This is a genomic window from Paenibacillus amylolyticus (assembly GCF_047302515.1).
Lineage (GTDB): Bacteria > Bacillota > Bacilli > Paenibacillales > Paenibacillaceae > Paenibacillus > Paenibacillus amylolyticus_G.
This window is the reverse complement of sequence record NZ_CP168019.1, coordinates 6345434-6363046: the sequence shown is the minus strand read 5'-3', so window position 1 is coordinate 6363046 and position 17613 is coordinate 6345434. Positions and strand designations below refer to the sequence as shown.

At 46.8% G+C, this 17613-nt stretch carries 14 protein-coding genes; 6 read left to right on the top strand and 8 right to left on the bottom strand.

Annotated elements, in window-relative coordinates; translation table 11 throughout:
- Positions 1 to 342 precede the first annotated feature (342 nt).
- The 4 genes from ACDJ59_RS27930 to uxaC all read right to left on the bottom strand — a co-directional run bounded on the left by ACDJ59_RS27930 (position 343) and on the right by uxaC (position 6326).
- On the bottom strand, positions 343 to 2220 hold the full coding sequence (locus ACDJ59_RS27930; RefSeq protein WP_413406912.1) for an ABC transporter ATP-binding protein: 1878 nt from the start codon (positions 2218 to 2220) through the stop codon (positions 343 to 345).
- Positions 2217 to 3944, bottom strand: coding sequence for an ABC transporter ATP-binding protein (locus tag ACDJ59_RS27925; protein ID WP_413406911.1), 1728 nt, complete (start codon positions 3942 to 3944; stop codon positions 2217 to 2219). The genes ACDJ59_RS27930 and ACDJ59_RS27925 overlap by 4 nt, the downstream gene beginning before the upstream one ends.
- Positions 3941 to 4483 (bottom strand): MarR family winged helix-turn-helix transcriptional regulator, encoded by a 543-nt coding sequence (locus ACDJ59_RS27920; RefSeq protein WP_036612904.1) that lies wholly within the window; start codon positions 4481 to 4483, stop codon positions 3941 to 3943. The genes ACDJ59_RS27925 and ACDJ59_RS27920 overlap by 4 nt, the downstream gene beginning before the upstream one ends.
- 400 nt (positions 4484 to 4883) lie before the next feature.
- Positions 4884 to 6326, bottom strand: a complete 1443-nt coding sequence (gene uxaC / locus ACDJ59_RS27915; protein WP_413406910.1) for a glucuronate isomerase — start codon at positions 6324 to 6326, stop codon at positions 4884 to 4886.
- A gap of 203 nt (positions 6327 to 6529) precedes the next feature.
- On the opposite strand from uxaC, the gene ACDJ59_RS27910 reads away from it, so the two are divergent.
- Together ACDJ59_RS27910 and ACDJ59_RS27905 are read left to right on the top strand one after the other, a co-directional pair.
- Complete coding sequence (locus ACDJ59_RS27910) at positions 6530 to 7273, top strand: MBL fold metallo-hydrolase (protein ID WP_413406909.1); 744 nt, start codon at positions 6530 to 6532, stop codon at positions 7271 to 7273.
- Between the two features lie 64 nt (positions 7274 to 7337).
- The gene (locus ACDJ59_RS27905) at positions 7338 to 7616 is read left to right on the top strand and encodes a hypothetical protein (RefSeq protein WP_127548836.1); all 279 of its coding nucleotides are present in this window, start codon (positions 7338 to 7340) and stop codon (positions 7614 to 7616) included.
- Between the two features lie 85 nt (positions 7617 to 7701).
- On the opposite strand, the gene ACDJ59_RS27900 is transcribed toward ACDJ59_RS27905, so the two are convergent.
- The 3 genes from ACDJ59_RS27900 to ACDJ59_RS27890 form a co-directional block, all read right to left on the bottom strand.
- On the bottom strand, positions 7702 to 8331 hold the full coding sequence (locus tag ACDJ59_RS27900; RefSeq protein WP_413406908.1) for a hypothetical protein: 630 nt from the start codon (positions 8329 to 8331) through the stop codon (positions 7702 to 7704).
- A gap of 584 nt (positions 8332 to 8915) precedes the next feature.
- Positions 8916 to 10397, bottom strand: a complete 1482-nt coding sequence (locus ACDJ59_RS27895; RefSeq protein WP_413406907.1) for an alpha-amylase — start codon at positions 10395 to 10397, stop codon at positions 8916 to 8918.
- Positions 10398 to 10600: 203 nt separating this feature from the next.
- On the bottom strand, positions 10601 to 12913 hold the full coding sequence (locus tag ACDJ59_RS27890) for an ATP-dependent DNA helicase (protein ID WP_413406906.1): 2313 nt from the start codon (positions 12911 to 12913) through the stop codon (positions 10601 to 10603).
- A gap of 169 nt (positions 12914 to 13082) precedes the next feature.
- On the opposite strand from ACDJ59_RS27890, the gene ACDJ59_RS27885 reads away from it, so the two are divergent.
- The 4 genes from ACDJ59_RS27885 to ACDJ59_RS27870 all read left to right on the top strand — a co-directional run bounded on the left by ACDJ59_RS27885 (position 13083) and on the right by ACDJ59_RS27870 (position 16342).
- Positions 13083 to 13295, top strand: a complete 213-nt coding sequence (locus tag ACDJ59_RS27885; protein WP_413406905.1) for a helix-turn-helix transcriptional regulator — start codon at positions 13083 to 13085, stop codon at positions 13293 to 13295.
- Positions 13285 to 13599 carry a hypothetical protein gene (locus tag ACDJ59_RS27880; RefSeq protein WP_339180267.1) on the top strand — a complete coding sequence of 105 codons (315 nt, stop codon included), beginning with the start codon at positions 13285 to 13287 and terminating at the stop codon, positions 13597 to 13599. Before ACDJ59_RS27885 ends, ACDJ59_RS27880 begins: the two co-directional genes overlap by 11 nt.
- Positions 13600 to 13690: 91 nt before the next feature.
- A complete protein-coding gene (locus ACDJ59_RS27875; protein WP_036612926.1) occupies positions 13691 to 14188 on the top strand; it encodes an antibiotic biosynthesis monooxygenase family protein in 498 nt (165 codons plus the stop codon).
- 231 nt (positions 14189 to 14419) lie between these two features.
- Positions 14420 to 16342, top strand: coding sequence for an LTA synthase family protein (locus tag ACDJ59_RS27870; RefSeq protein ID WP_413409929.1), 1923 nt, complete (start codon positions 14420 to 14422; stop codon positions 16340 to 16342).
- A gap of 566 nt (positions 16343 to 16908) precedes the next feature.
- Here the strand turns inward: ACDJ59_RS27870 and ACDJ59_RS27865 are convergent.
- Positions 16909 to 17580 carry a hypothetical protein gene (locus tag ACDJ59_RS27865; RefSeq protein ID WP_047840815.1) on the bottom strand — a complete coding sequence of 224 codons (672 nt, stop codon included), beginning with the start codon at positions 17578 to 17580 and terminating at the stop codon, positions 16909 to 16911.
- Positions 17581 to 17613 lie beyond the last annotated feature (33 nt).

The window sequence follows — 17613 nt, the reverse complement described above, 5'->3', positions numbered from 1 at the left end:
TTTATTTTACCACTTTGTGCTGCTTATCCGAGAAATAACATGTCTCAAGTTCATTAGAATTGGAAGTGCTTGATAATCCTCCATATAAGGTGTCTACGATTCGTTAGCATGGACGAAGGATGAAGACTCCCCTGTCTCCTCTCCACCTCACGCAAACAACTGAAAGGCTGACGAGCACCTCAACCCAGTTAACATGCAACGTTCCATCTCATCTTATAGATCCATCATATCGAAACGAATCCAATCAGCTCCACATTGGAATCCACTCCTCTGGATACACGATAAATAGCCGGGAGCCCCCCTAAGAGTGCTCCCGGCTATTCTTGTTAGTTACATCTGTAATCAGATCGCCTGCGGTTGCTGCTCCGCAAACTGACTATTGTACAGATCCGCATAGAAGCCCTGACTTGCCATCAATTCATCATGATTGCCCTGTTCAATCACGTTACCATGATCCATAACCAGGATCAGATCGGCGCCACGAATGGTAGACAAACGGTGTGCAATGACAAAGCTTGTGCGATCTTTCATCAGATCATTCATTGCTTTCTGGATAAATACTTCGGTCCGTGTATCCACGCTACTCGTCGCTTCATCCAGAATGAGGATGGCCGGGTTCGCCAGAATCGCTCTTGCAATGGTCAGCAACTGTTTCTGCCCTTGAGAGATGTTCGACGCCTCTTCATTCAGCACCGTATCATAACCTTCAGGCAGTGTACGGATAAAGTGATCCGCATGTGCCGCAACGGCTGCCTTGATTACATCCTCTTCCGTAGAACCTTCTCGACCATAGGCGATGTTGTCCCGAATCGTTCCGTTGAACAACCAGGTATCCTGAAGCACCATGCCGAACAGACTGCGCAGCTTGCCACGCTCCATGTCCTTAATGTCGGCACCGTCAATCGTAATCCGACCATCCTGAATTTCGTAGAAACGCATTAACAGGTTGATCAGGGTTGTTTTTCCGGCTCCCGTTGGTCCAACAATGGCTACCGTCTGTCCCGGTTTTACATCAATGTTCATGTTATGAATGAGCAACTCATTTTCTTTATATCCAAAATTAACACCTTGGAATGCAACCGCACCTTTAGGCTGCTGTAATTGCACGGGTTGTTTGGACTCCGGAACTTCTTCCTCCTCATCCAGCAACTCGAATACCCGTTCTGCCGAAGCAATCGTTGATTGAATGATATTGGAGATATTTGCAATCTGGTTAATCGGTTGTGTGAATTGACGGGAATACTGTGTGAAGGCCAGAATATCCCCGATAGAGATAGATCCGCGTGTAACGAAAATCCCACCAACCACACAGATCAGCACATAACCCAGGTTACCCACAAAACTCATGAGCGGCATAATAATACCCGAGATAAACTGGGCTTTCCAGCCGGATTCATACAGTTCTTCATTGACCTTCTCAAATTGCTGTACGGATTGTTCTTCACGTCCAAAGGCTTTGACGACCTTGTGTCCCGTGTACATCTCTTCGACATGACCATTCAGTTCCCCAAGGGATTTCTGTTGACCGGCAAAATGTTTTTGCGAACGGGAAGCGACCAGCATGACAACAACCACACTGAGTGGCAGCGTCAAAATCGTGATCAGCGTCATCCATGGACTAATCGTCAGCATCATGATAATTACGCCGACAATCGTGACGATGGACGTAATGAACTGTGCCAAACTTTGCTGAAGTGTATTACTGATATTGTCCACGTCATTCGTGGCACGGCTAAGTGTCTCCCCAGTTGTGCGGGAGTCAAAATATTTCAAAGGAAGACGTCCAACCTTTGCACTGATCTGCTCACGCATATCATACACAACACGCTGGGCCACACCGGCCATCAGGTATTGCTGAACATACATAAATGCAGCACTGAACAGATAGAGTCCGCCAAGCAGGTATAAAACTTTCATCAATGCAGGAAAATCAATCCCGGCTCCCTGTACACCCTGAAGGATGGCAATGGCGCCTTTACTGAGAATATCCGTTCCTTCTGCCATAACTTTTGGACTGATGATGCTGAATAAGGTACTCAAAATGGCTGCAACCAGCACGCCTAACAGACGAGAACTATGGGGCTGAAGATAACGAATCAAGCGCCGCAGTGTACCTTTGAAATCTTTTGCTTTCTCAGCGGGAGGTCGCATGCCCATTCCGGGACCTGGACCCGGCCCACCAGGGGGACGATGCGACTTGCGTTCTGTACGTTCACTCATGCGATCTCCTCCTCTGTCAGCTGGGAGGATACAATCTCGCGATACACTTCATTGTGCTCCAGCAGCTCTTTATGTGTTCCTGAACCGACAATTCGACCCTCATCCATAACCAAAATGCGATCGGCATCCATTACTGTACTTACGCGTTGCGCAACAATCAGCACAGCCGCTTCTGTCGTTTCCGACTTCAGTGCAGCACGAAGTTTAGCATCCGTTTTGAAATCGAGAGCAGAGAAACTGTCATCAAAGATATAAACTTCCGGACGACGAACAAGTGCGCGAGCGATGGACAGACGTTGCTTTTGTCCACCAGATACGTTGTTACCACCTTGTGCGATAAGGCTGTCATATCCCTCTTTCATCTCGGTAATGAAGTTCTCCGCCTGAGCTGTACGGGCCGCATGAACAACTTCATCCATTGTGGCATCGTCTTTCCCGTGACGGATATTCTCCGTAATCGTACCCGTAAAGAGGACTGCCTTTTGTGGTACAAAGCCAATTTTGGCACGCAGATCTTCCTGCCAAATTTCACGCACATCCGTACCATTTACCCGAACACTGCCTTCGGTCACATCATAAAATCGCGGAATAAGGCTGAGCAATGTCGATTTTCCAGAACCCGTACCACCGATAATGGCTGTTGTCTCACCTGAGCGAGCTGTGAAGGAGATATTGGACAAAGCTGGATTCTCTGCGCCCGGATAACGGAAAGTTACATTGTCAAACTCAATCATACCCTGCATGGATTTCATACCACGAGGCTGCTCGGGATTGCTAAGATCCGGCTGCATATCAAGCACTTCGTTGATCCGTTCTGCCGATGCTGAAGCTCTTGGAATCATGACAAAGATCATCGAAACCATAATCAGTGAGAACATGATTTGCATTGCATATTGAATGAAAGCAATCAGTGCACCGATGTTCATATTGCCACTGTCGATCCGCATTCCACCAAAATAAAGGATGGCAATCATCGAAAAGTTCATAACCAGCATCATCACAGGCATGATGGTCGCCATGAGCACATTAACTTTGATCGATGAATCTCTCAGTTCTGTATTGGCCCCGTTAAAGCGCACTTTCTCATGCTCCCCACGGTTAAAGGAACGAACAACCCGAATCCCTGTTAACTGCTCACGCAGCACCAGGTTGAGACGGTCCAGCTTTTTCTGAATGGTTTTGAACAAAGGTAAACCCTTGGCACCAATTAGCGCAATAGCTCCACCCAGTACCGGAAGCACGACCAGGAAAATCGTAGATAATTTGGCGTCCTGAGATACCGCCATGAAGATACCTCCGATACACATGAGCGGAGCCATAATCATCATTCGCAGCATCATCGTAAGTACATTCTGTACCTGTGTGATGTCATTGGTCGTACGCGTAATCAGCGAAGCAGTACCCATCTTATCGAACTCTTGGAGAGAAAAGTTCTCCACATGGCGGAATACTCTGCTACGCAGTTGTTTGGCAAATCCACCCGCTGTTCGAGATGAGAGATAACTGGCGATCACCGAACACGCTGTTCCGCCAATCGCGATGACCAACATCCATCCACCAATCTGCCAGATATACGGGATATCCCCTTTAATGATGCCGTCATTCACAATATCTGCCATTAACGTAGGCAGGTACAATTCAGCAAGCGACTGAAACAGTACCAAAACCAGAATAAAAATAATCGGAATTTGGTATGGCTTCAGCATGCGAAACAGTTTCATCATGGCTTATCATCTCCTCTTGTCGAATCATCCTTTTGCAAGGAAGTTAATGTATCAAAAAAGGTGTATACCTTTGTCAACAACTCAGCCAGCTGAGTACTGTCTTGCTCACCCAAATGCTCAACTAACTTATTGAATATTTCCATGCGTTCTTGGTGAGCAGCCCGAATAATTTCACGACCTGCTTCAGTAATCGTGATGCGGACCGCACGGCGATCCTCCGGGTCCATCGTCCGTTTGACCAGCCCCTCATCTTCAAGGCCACGAATAACAGGTGTAATGGTCGGTGACTTCACTCGTAGCAATGCGCTGATTTCCGAGACTTTCATCCCGGGATGATTGGATTCGATCGTGTCATTGAAATCAGGCGGATTGTCCTGCCAGTTCAATTGTTCTCCCGGATGCATCCCGTGGAGTAAACAACCCAGCACCATAATTTCATTGTGATTGCGCCCATGAGGTTTATGTTGCCTCCATTTGCCTTTATTAAACTGCATAATGGAATACAAAAGCTTCTGAGCGACCGGATCTATACCAGTCATAATGGGTTCCTCCTTCTTTCTTTATCATTCCATAGACATCCAACATCATAGGACATCTATTAAATAGCACTACAATTAAATAGATGCACAATTAATTAGGTGTACTAAGTATATTATCGCAAGAAGCCATTGTCAAACATCTAAAAATAACCAACATAAACCCATAACCAAGAGCATACACGCGCTTGATTATGGGTTTTGTCATATGGCCTCCATTGGAGCCCACTATAGTTATTATGTACAATTCCATGAATTCAACTTATAAAGAAACTCCCGTTCATTACTCCGGTGGATGATGGCCCGGAGGTAAGGAAGGGGAGCATTTTATTACGATTGAAAAGTAGACACAAAAGAATCTTCTTATTGCATAACTTGCATGATTAGATGCGTTTGTTACTCATTAAGACTGTGAAGCAGAGACTGTTTTAGGCACTGAAGCAAACGGGAAATATTCTTTTGCATTGTTGTAGGCGATGCCCTGTACGATCTGGCCAAGCAGCTCCAGATCCTGCGGTGCCTCCCCTTGTTCGGCCCACTCACCGATGAGGTTGCAGACCAGTCGACGGAAATACTCATGCCGGGTGTAGGACAGGAAGCTGCGTGAATCGGTTAGCATGCCGACAAATCGGCTTAGCAGACCAACATTCGCCAGGGCTTTCATCTGGGCTAGCATGCCATCCTTTGTATCATTGAACCACCAGGCTGCACCAAGCTGGATTTTGCCCGGAATGCCCCCGCCCTGGAAGCTGCCGATGATCGCCGCGAGCACTTCATTGTCCCGTGGATTCAGAGAATACAGAATTGTTTTGGGCAGTGCTTGTTGCTGCTCCAACGCGTCGAGCAATCCAATCATCGCTGCGGAAAGCGGCGTATCATTCACGGCATCGTAACCGGTATCCGGCCCAAGCTTGGCAAACATCCGCGTATTGTTGTTACGGGCTGCATTGATATGGAACTGCATCACCCAGCCTCGCTCTGCATACAGTTTGCCAAGGAATGTCAGCGTCACTGTCTTGTACTTGTCCTCTTCCTCACGAGTTACCTTCTGACCCGCAAGTGCCTTGGCAAAGATGGCAGCTGCTTCCTCTCGGGTAGCCACGCCGTAAGGAACATAATCGAGTGCATGGTCAGAGACTCTGCCGCCGACAGAATGGAAGAATTCCACACGTGACTCCAGCGCAGCAAGGAAGGATTCATAATCTGAAATGGCAGTGCCAGATGCCTGCGACAGCTTGCCCACCCATTCCACGAAGGTATCCCGGTTCAATTCCAAGCCTTTATCCGGGCGGAAAGAAGGTAATACGGCCGTATCAAAGCCTTCGATTTCCTGAATTTTCAGATGATACTCCAGAGAATCCGTTGGATCATCGGTTGTGCACACAACAGTGACATTGGATTTGGTAATCAGATCACGTGCACCGAATCCGTCACTGTTCAGTTTGGCATTTACTTTGTCCCAGATGGCTGGTGCGCTTGTCTCATTCAATACTTCGTAGACGCCGAAATATCGCTGTAATTCCAAGTGAGACCAGGCGTATAGCGGATTACCAATCATCATCGGTACCGTTTTGGCATAAGCCAGGAAACGATCGTAATCAGTCACTCCTTCGCCGCCGGTCACATATTGCTCTTCAATTCCGTTTGCGCGCATGAGCCGCCACTTATAGTGATCACCGTATAACCAAGCCTCTGTAAGATTGCCAAAGGTTTTGTTCTCGTAGATCTCCTGAGGACTGAGGTGGCAATGATAATCAATAATCGGCATGTCTTTCGCATAATCCTCATATAACTTGATCGCCGTTTCATTGTGCAGCAAAAATTGTTCATCCAGAAAAGATTTCATTCGCCTCGCACGCTCCCTTTAGGTGAGTTTACGTTCATATGGGTTCACTTCCCATCTTTACGCTACACTGTTTATCATCAAAGTTCAATATAAAATGATAGCGTTATCAAAAAAGGTTGATTTAGGCATATATTCGGGAACAAGGTATACTGGATTTAACGCAAGGATGCTGATCTAAAGATCACATAAGGAGATGAATTTGAATGAAACTTACTTTTCTCGGCACAGGAGATATGTTCAGCGTGGAGCAGCACCACAATAGTATGCTGGCTGAATTTGGAGGCACGCATCTGGTCATTGATTTTCCGGAATCGAATGCCAAAGCGCTTAAGGAATATGGATTTGCCATGACCGATATCCACAATGTGTTCATTACTCACCTGCATGAGGATCATATTAACGGTGTACAGATGCTGGGTTATTACGCACAGATCGTAGGCGACCGCAAACCCCGTCTGTTCATCCACGAACAATTGGTAGATCCGCTCTGGAACATTCTATCCCCCGGTATGCGCTACACAACGGATGGTGAACGTACCATGAGCGATTACTACGATGTCGTTCCCCTGCCAGATGGAGGCACATTTGAACTGGGCGGCGTGACGTTTGAGACGTTTCGGACGCAACATGTTCCCGGTATGGTCAGCAATGGGCTACTCGCCAAACCTTACTTCTATTACAGTGCAGACAGTACACTGGACCAGGCACGGGTGGAGCAAGTTGCCGCTGATGTGCAGCTGATTTTCCATGAATGTCATATGCATGATCTGGTGATCAAATCCCATACCTCATTAAAGGATCTGGAGCAGTTACCCGCGGAAGTGAGACAGAAAACCGTACTGATGCATTATCATGACGAGTACGCGGATGCCGACAGACGGGATCAGTTCAACCGCGAGCATGATCTGCGGATGATTGGTACGTTGGAATCATTTGAACTGGAGTAGGTAAACGGAGAGAGGGCATCGGATATTATCGTATTCGATCTATACTCTAATGGAGGTCATTGCTATGGAATATCGAATTGAACAAGGTTACTTTCTGATATATTCTCCTGCAAGAAGCACTAGTAGTGGAGACATCATGGTGGTTAAATTACTGGAAAGACCCTTTAAGGATAGAGTTGAATTCCTCATTAACAGCAAAAACTATGAGTGTACTACACACCATGAATACTTAAACTTTGAGCCAACTTCTCATCATAAACCTGAGAAGCCTGGAGCATTTTCAATGGAACGAAGTGAGTTCAATCGAATGTGGGATACGATGAATCAGTATTTTGAAAAGTAATAACCTTACTATCTCAAATAGATGAACCGGCAGCGTCTACTCAGATTCCTCATACGGAACTCGTGGGTGCTGCCTTTCTATTAATCTAATCTCTCTCCCATGACTTCATATACTCAATCGTTCTCAGAGACGGCTCGGCCTGAACATGAAAATAATCTTCCGTTCGCTGATCATTTGGGCCATAGGAAATTTTGATATACATATCTGCATAACGCTGGAGGATATTGCTGTCGATCTCCGCCTTTGGCTTCAAGACATAACTTCTGCTCAGACTCAATCCAAGCGGTTCCTTGTCCGGCCCTAAACTAATCTCGTGTGTATTGCTCACATTGGAATGAAATAACTCTCCGGCATCTATTCGATTTATCATGTTGGGATCGAGGGTGAAGGACTGAATGACATTAACCATGGGCACCCGAGCCTCATTCACCAAAATCTCATATGTAATCCGATCAACTCCGGATTCATAACTCACATCCACCATTGCTGTCAAAGTATATTCATCAAGCGTATCCTTCTGGAAGGACTCAGGTCTCTTCGTAACCCGCTCATTTAAATCTCTTCGCTCCGAATTCAACGTATACTCATCGGTCCGTTTCGGTTCACCCGCTGGCCCCTGGTTTGGTCCCAAACTGCAAGCCCCCAGACACACGGCTATTACAAATAGATACATGACTAACGGGAAGAAACGGTTCAACTCTCTTTTAGGACTCATGTCATCCCTCCTTCTCAAACCCTCTGTAAGAATATCGCTTGATTGTTACATTGTCTGATCTGATTTTCTCATTTGATTTTCTAACACTCCATATTTGGATTATTGTACCATACAGTAAGATATGCAACCCAACGGTTTCTTTTTCACTTCATGTTTTACTTCACGTTCATATTTGCAACAGTGATTGGTTTGCCTATGGTGAGCGTTAATCCAAATCAAGCTAACGAATCTGAGAAGCCTTAATGCGTTAAAACCCGAGGTTTCAATATTCTAAGGAATCTCAAACGCGTTAATCTGGTGATGTTGCTCCAATTGGCGCTATTTCAATCGTTTTTGAGAGAAATAAGGTTACTGAGATTCGTTAGAATTCCAATAACGCTAATTCAGTGCAAATAAGGCATGCTCAGTTCGTTAGGATGGAGTTTTAGTTGCACCTAGGAAAATGCAAAAAAACCACCTGAACACAGGTATGCATGCTCTCCTGTTCAGGTGATTCAACGATCTATATATACTGTTTTTATACGGTCGGTATATTGTTTTTATGCGGTCGGTGTACCTTTTCTTATCCTGCCTGGCACATGCCATTACTCAGCGTCAGCGCAGTCCTCATTCTGTTCTGGAAGAGCCCATACCGAGACGCCTCCACCACACACATGGAAGGTGGCCCAGCCGTCTTCCTCAATGGTAATCTGGTCCTCACAGCTCTTCGTCAGATCCACCCAGACTTCACCAGCACGATGCTCTCCGATGAACATTCTCTTCTCACCGTCATCCCCGTTGGAGATGACCACTGCACAACCGGAACCTTCGATTTCCTCTACGCCACGACGTACCCAGCCGATGGTATTTGCGTGATCGAAGTAATCTTCCTGCTCTCCATAAGCCTTGTTGCAACGGGCTGACAGCAGAATGTCCAGAATTTCTTTTTTGCCATCCACAGGTTCAGGTCCACCAATGCCATAATAATCTCCGTAAAATAAAACCGGATACCCATCACGACGTAATAAAGTCAACGCATAAGCGCTCGGCTTAAACCAATCACCAATCCATGATTCCAACGCTTCATGAGGTTGGGAGTCATGGTTATCTACAAAAGTTACCGCATGTGTAGGATGGGTCTGCACCAAGGTATCATCAAAAATTTTGGAGAGATCAAAGTCTCTACCTGCAAGCGAAGCCTCATGCAACTTGTAGTGAAGAGACACGTCAAACAGGTCGATCTGATAGTCTACCGTATCGAGGAATTCACGACATGCATCCAGGTTTGAATTCCAGAACTCGCCTACGATGTAGAAATCCTGACCGCGTTTGCGGATCATCTCTGCTGCGAATTCCTTAATGAATTCATGGTTGATATGCTTGATCGCATCCAGCCGGAACCCACCACACTGAAGGGTATCGATCAGCCATTTCCCCCAATCGATCATCTCGCGCCGAACATCCGGGTGGTTATAATCTATATTGGCGAACATCAGATAGTCATAGTTGCCAAACTCATCATCGACATTCTCATTCCATTTTTTATTCTCTCCTGCGATGCGGAATACACCTGTTCGTTCTCCCTTGGCATCAAAGTCCGTACCGTTGAAGTGTTCAGAGTTCCATTTAAAAGAGGAGTATTGATCCCCGCGACCCGGGAATGTAAATTTGGTCCAGCCCTCAATCTCAAACGGCTCAGAAATTTCCTTCGTTCGATCATTGGGATCAACCTCAATCACTTTAAAAACTTCCGTCTCATCTGCTCCGGCCTTGTGATTCATAACCATATCCACATAGACGGTGATTCCGTTCTTCTGACACTCGGCAATGGCCTCCACCAGTTCCTGCTTGGTGCCATATTTGGTCCGTACCGTACCCTTTTGATCAAATTCGCCCAGATCGTACAGATCATATACACCATAACCTGTATCTTCTGCTGACACTGCCTTGGTTACGGGTGGCACCCATACCGAGTCAATGCCTTTGGCTTTCAGTTCCGGGGCCATTTCAGCCAGTCGCTTCCAATGATCTCCGTCTGCAGCCAGGTGCCATTCAAAAAACTGCATCATGGTATGATTTCTCTTCATTATAACCGACCTCCTTGATTGCTTTCGAAGCGGACCGCGGAACGGATAGGGTAATCGCCGTTGTTCGTTCGTTGCTAACCAAGTTATAACCCTTTCACCCTACCCTTCAATCATATAAAGGAAAGAAATCTGAGAAAAATGTTAAACTTCTTGGTTCAGCATTTACCTGATCCCATTAAAATTGCTGTGGGGATACATCATATTCAGATTCGTTTATAGTCCCGCCACTCCTCGGGCAGTAGGGAACGATACGGTTCCTGAATAAAACGATCGTCGACCAGCACCAACACACCCCTGTCTTCCTCCGTCCGAATCAGCCGTCCACCCGCTTGCAGCACCTTGTTCATACCCGGGAAAATATAGGCGTAATTGAATCCGTTGCGTCCTGTCCGATCATAGTAATCACGTAATACGTTGTTCTCCAGACCAATCTGCGGCAGCCCCGCACCTACCACAACCACGCCATTCAAGCGGTCTCCCGGCAGATCGACACCCTCCGAGAATACGCCACCCATAACGGCAAATACCAATCGTGTTCGTTCAGGATTGGGCTGGAAACCATCCAGAAACTGCTCCCGTTCCAGCTCGTTCATGCCTTGCTTCTGTATAACCGTATCCGCTTCACTTGGAAGCTCTGCATAGGTTTCGTATATCTCGCGCATATAAGGATAGGAAGGGAAGAACACCATTAGATTGCTGCGCGGCCATTCACTTACCAGCTGTCGCAGCATCTCCGCAATGGGTCGCCGGGACTGTTCCCTGTCCTTATAACGCACGGATAAGGGCAGGAGTCTCACATCCAATTGTTCACGCTGAAACGGCGATGGAATCTGCAATGTATAATCCTCTTCCTCTGCACCCAGCATATCCCTATAATAGCGAAGGGGTGACAATGTGGCCGAAAAATGAATGAGGGAGCGGAATCCTTTGGCTGTCTGACGAAGCAGTACCGAAGGATCGAGACAAAATAACTTCACTCTCACTTCACTTCGAACACACTCTGCATACGTAATAAAACGTTCATCATACAGCTTGGCAATGCGCAGGAAATTCTGTGCCGTGAAGTAGGCATCCAACAGCAACTGATCCGTCTCGGCATTCCCTGAACCACCTTCAACAAGACATTGCTCCGCGACCATGACAAAAGGCTCCAGCCGTTCAATCAGTTCCTCCGGTGCTTCCTGCTGGATGATCTTTCCTTCTTCTCCACCGTTTTTCCGAAGGGTAATCAGATACTTATCAATGGCCCCGGTGTAGTCAACAATGGCTTTGGCAGCAGGCACACTGCTGTCCAGCGATTGAAACTCTCTTTTCACATCCAGAAATACTGCCTTCTCCAGCTCAGCGGAAAACATCATTCGGCCACGATCGACCAGATTATGAGCCTCGTCCACCAGTAACACCGTCTTGCGTTTCTGCTCCTCCAACATTCTTTTCAGAGAGATCCGTGGATCGAAAATATAGTTATAATCGCAGATCACCGCATCGGCTGCATACGCCGCATCCAGTGAAAACTCAAACGGACACACCCGATGTTTGCGCGCATACTGCTCGATGACCGGACGTGTCATCAACGTCTCATGTTCCAGCATGTCCAGCACAGCACCGTTAATACGGTCATAATACCCTTCACACATGCCGCACTGCCCCGTATCACAAGCTTCCTCTTCTTTAAAACAAATCTTGTCCTTCGCGGTCAGACTGATCACATGCATCTTCAATCCTTCCGATTGCATCCGGGCAAAAGCTTCTTCTGCCGCCACCCGTGTCGTCGTCCTCGCGGTCAGATAGAACAATCGGCTCGCTTCGCCTTCGCCAATCGCTTTGACCGTGGGGAAAAGTACCGACATCGTTTTACCAATGCCTGTTGGTGCTTTGGCCATCAATCCCTGACCCTCACGGATTGTCTTGTATACGGCTCCTGCCAGCTTCCGCTGTCCCTCCCTGTATTTGCGAAAAGGAAACGGCAGCTCTTTCACACTGATATCTCGCTTTTCTTCATATGCAGCGATCATCTCTGCATACGGCGCATAACCGGCAATCACTTCTGCCGCAAACTGCTCCAGTTCCTGTCGTTCTGCCATTCGGCGAAACCGTCTTTCTTCATGAGTCACCGAATGCACATACGTCAGCTGTACTTGCATACGTGGTTCATCATGCTGAACAGCGTACATGTAGGCATACATCATGGCCTGCGCCCAGTGTACGGGAAGACCTTCTCCCAGATCATCCAGATTGCCCGCAGTTGATTTGATCTCATCCACCGTCAACTGACCCTCCAACCGGATCAGGCCATCACATCGTCCCTCCACCACATAGGTCAGATCCCCATGTTGAATCTCAGCTTCGAGCACAATCTCTTTCAGATCCTCTTCCGTGTACTCCTTCTGTACCCGCTGGTGGATTCGAGTTCCCTCCTGCATCGATGCATTGGTCCGGAACCCTGGACGTATGCTACCACTGCGGTACACATACTCCACCAAAGGTCTAACCGATATCCGAATTGTTGTTGTCATACGATCACCCGTTCTGTTTGTAGTGACTATACTTTATCATGAAAAATGCTTTTGGACACAGCACCACCTCTAAGAAGTGGAAAATATCATAAAGAGAGATTGACATTCCATCGTCGCATAAGTAAAGTTAACTTTACGTAAAGCGAACTTTACTTATGGGAGGATATACTTGCAAAATCTAATCAGAGACAAACGAATACATATGCACATCACACAGGAAGAACTGTCTCAACAGCTTAAGGTCTCCAGGCAGACCATCATATCGTTGGAATCCGGAAAGTACAAACCTTCTCTTGTTCTTGCTCACAAGCTTGCCCAATTATTTGGATGTCAGATCGAGGAATTATTTATTTTTGAAGGAGATGAGAATATTGAGTTCTGAATTACTGAATCGGATGATCGGGATCGGTGGAATTGTAGCTGGTTTGTTATTTGCAATACTCATTATTTTTTTCACAAGGTTGATTGCAAGAAAGCACAACGGATTGGATGAGCGGTACCTCTATTGTATCACGAGAGCAAAAGCCTTCTCCTGGAATGCGACCACTATCAGTCTTGCTCTGGCCTGGATCCTCGTAGTTATGCTAGACGGAATATCGCTTTCCTTTTTCATTATTACTGCAGTGTTTGTCATTCATTGTTTATCTTCTATTGCGGCAAACCTATACTACTCAGCTCGGAATTAGTCCACCTTTCCGATACATGTGAACCGATTGGACTCGCTGATTTCCATATGCTATCTTGAAATAGAATGTACTTAATGAGGAGGCAGCTTCTATGTATATCTATTTGGTTCCTTCACCGATTCCGGATGCACTTGCTGCATACCCGCATCTGACTTTGCGAAGCGAAGAGCACGTGCGTCTGGCTATTGAATCCGCAGAACGCCTGATGAATATTGAGTCTGATGATAAAGTAGCCGCATATGAAGCTTTCGATGCAGCAGGCTCCTGGACTGGCGGTGGTTACGCTGTTCTCAACAATATCCCTGTCACAGAGGATGGTCGTAACGACTTCGAAGAACGGTTTAAGAATCGTGCCCGCAAGGTAGAAGACGAGCCTGGCTTTGTCGGTATTCGTGTGCTTCGTCCTCTGAAGGATGACACATATGTCGTACTTACACTCTGGCAGTCGGAAGAACATTTCAAAGGCTGGCAGGAATCCCAAGCTTATAGTCACGCTCACCGTAACCGCAGTACAAGCGAAGGGCTGACTGCACAGAAGCCCACCATGTTCCCCAGACCTTCTTACGTCACAACGTACACTATAGAATAACAAAATTTGGTCGCATCTGGCTTTTATCGCAGTAGCCCATGTTTTTTCAAACCTCTTCCTGCATGGAAGAGGTTTTTTGCCGTCAATTGTAGAAGGCTCTCATTTTTGACACAGCCATGCTGAGATAGGATAATACTTGTTATATGAAACTTCGGAAGGGAAGGCGGTACCTTGTCACGCAGTTCACTCACCCGATTTCTAAGCGGACCGTTTATATTCTTTACCATTATTATGATGATCAAAAGTTCACTGGCCTGGATTGTTATCTTCGATGACATCCCTGTCTGGAAACCACTGCTGACCGAATTGCCGCTCATCTGGATCGGCTTCTGTCTAATTGAGTGGTTTGCTGCCAAGCGGCGAATGTGGATATACCTTGCCATGAATTTGCTGCTCTCGGGGATATTCTTTGCAGCCATCATGTACTACAAATACTATGGCGTAATCGTTAACTATCATGCGTTGGCACAGGTGAATCAGGTGACCTCGGTCAAGAGCAGCATGTTCTCTTTGCTTGATCCCTATTATTTGTTTATTTTTGCAGACGTTCTGATTATTGGAGGGATACTCATTCGTCGTCGGATCAAGCTCGGGAGTACAGAACGTCCGAACCGCGTTCCGCTTGAACGCCGTGCCAGAAGACGGGTTGCCTCGGTCATACTGACCCTTTCCATGATCCTGTGCATGCTCAACATCTATCCCAATCGGGCCAGCATGAGTGAGCTTACACAAGCAGAACAGATGGGCATCCTCGGTTACGAGGCGTATACCATACTGGATCGACCTGATAAACCTGTGCCCATCGCTCACATTGATCAGACTGACATCGACCAACTGAAACAAACGACCGAACTTCCTGCGATTGTGGAGCAGGGTGCTGCGAGCGGACGCAATGTGATTATGCTCCAGTTGGAATCGTTCCAGAACTTCCTGATTGGATTAGAGGTAGATGGACAAGAGATTACGCCTAATCTGAATCAATTGGCTAGACAGAGCCTGTATTTTCCGAACTTTTATCAGCAAGTGGGACAGGGCAATACATCGGATGCAGAATTTGTTGTGAACACATCGTTCTACACCCCGCCGAACGGGGCAGCAACAACTGTATATGCGGATAAAGCTCTGCCGAGTCTACCCAAGTTGATGTCAGCAAACGGATATCAGACAGCCACATTCCATACAAATGATGTTCGTTTCTGGAACAGGGATCAGTTATACATGGCACTTGGATTCGACCAGTATTATGATATTGATTATTTCGGCACGCAGGACTCTATCGCCTTTTCGGCCTCGGATGAAGTACTGTATTCCAAAACACTGGATAAGCTGGAATCCATGCAGTCTTCGGGGAATCCCTTCTATGCCCATATCATCTCCATGTCAGCGCACCACCCGTACACTTTGCCTAAAAACAAGGTGAAGCTGACGCTGCCAGAGCGTTACAAGGATACGTTGCCCGGTGATTATTTGATATCACAGCATTATGCGGATGAGGCAGTTGGACAGTTGATTGCTGGATTGAAAGAACGGGGATTATGGGAAAATAGCTTGTTCGTCTTGTACGGGGATCACCTGGGGCTTCCTATCTACTCACTGGATCGGGATGACAAAGTCCTTATGAAAGAGTTGTATGGTCGGGAATACACATCAGCAGATATGATTAATATCCCACTCATTATCTCGGCCCCGGGCGTTACCCCGGGTGTACAGCTGGAACAAATCGGAGGCCAGGTAGACATTCTACCAACGATTGCCGGACTCACCGGGGTATCACTGGAGGATCAATTACACTTTGGTCAGGATTTGCTGCACGAAGGCGGAAATCTGCTACCCGAACGTTATTACCTCCCTTCCGGGTCGGTGCTAAACGATGCTTCTCTCTTCATTCCGGCAAAAGGATACGGGGATGGGACGCATTATTCCCTAGCTGATGCGGGCAGACAGGATGCTGAGCAACAGCAGATGAATGTTCCTTCAGACGAGACGACGAAGATTTCGGGAGATGAGGAATCTCCAGCTATAGCCACACCCAATAACAGTGGGCTGTCTTCTTCACGGTTTATAACAAAGGAACAGTATGATCGGGCATTGGATCTTGCACACTTGTCCAACAGTTATTTAAGCCAGTTACCGGACCGAAAGGGCGCGAAATAAAAATCAATCGTTAAATGTACGGTTAAATAGGCTTCATTAACAATGAATAATAATCTAAAGTATGTCTTCAAAATTAGGCAAGCTATATGATGATAGATATCAGCATACAGAAAATAAAGTTTCGAAGCCCCCTCTTGAGGTCCCAGCTTGCCGGCCGGATCCTGGCGAATGGGTAGACGATTTTCTAAGGAACTCAGGACGTCTTATTTGACCTTTAGGTCCTCTTTATACATTGTAAAGAACATCAGACACGTTATTTCCCAAAATTCCCTGAAAATACGCTGCAAACGGCTGTTTATTCGGAGATAGCGTGTCTCAGGTTCCTTAGATTTCGGCGGATGCTTCAAATCCCTGAATAAGGCGCCTCAGATTCGTTAGGACTCGCTTCGTGCCTTGCTCCAAACGCAAGCTTAGCAATCATTTTATATCTACATCCAATCTCCTTAATGAAACCGAAAAAGCCCATTAAACAGAACCGATCACGGTCTGATTAACGGGCCTTTTCTGGTTTTATTGTGTGGCTTAGGACATTACAACGCCATTCTCTGTGACACCCCCGCTTCCGTTTACAACGGCAGTAGCGCAACCGACTTGCGAGCAGTCAATTGCTCTACCATGGCAAGCCATTCTTGTGGTTTATTTGGTAGCACCGCATAATATCGATTCAGAAAATCAGCCACCAGACTGGCTGGCAGTTCACCAAGCGACTCATCGCCTGGCATAAAGCACAGATCCAATCCGCCAACTGCTTCACCGTCACCTTGCCAAGATGGATGAACATATGGGAAGTCCAGACGCTGGTACCCCAGATGGGACAATACTTCGCGACGCACATACGGGTCCATCGGCTTGATGCCGCCAAACTCGTGATCCTGACTCAGATAAGGGTTATAGATTTCGGCAAACATACCGAACAATTCTTTCCCGTTTGCTGCAGCCAGCTTTTGCAGATCACGCTTGCGGTGATTCGCCAGGAAACTGCCGATCCCCAGTCCTTCGCGCCCAATAATCGTAAAGTCCGTCATGGCTACATTCCAGTCCTCGTAATAACGGTACTCCGTCGCTCCAACAACCTGTCCCTCATGTACAGCCACGAACACCCGAATACCCGGATCTTCCAGCGGTTCTTCCCACAGGGGGAAGTCCAGCACTTCTTCCCGCGGGAAAATCTCCTGCATCAACTTGTGCATTTGGGCAAACAATGGATCTTTAATGGATGTAATGCGCGTGAATTCCATGAATAAATACCCCCTCGATTGATAATGTATTTC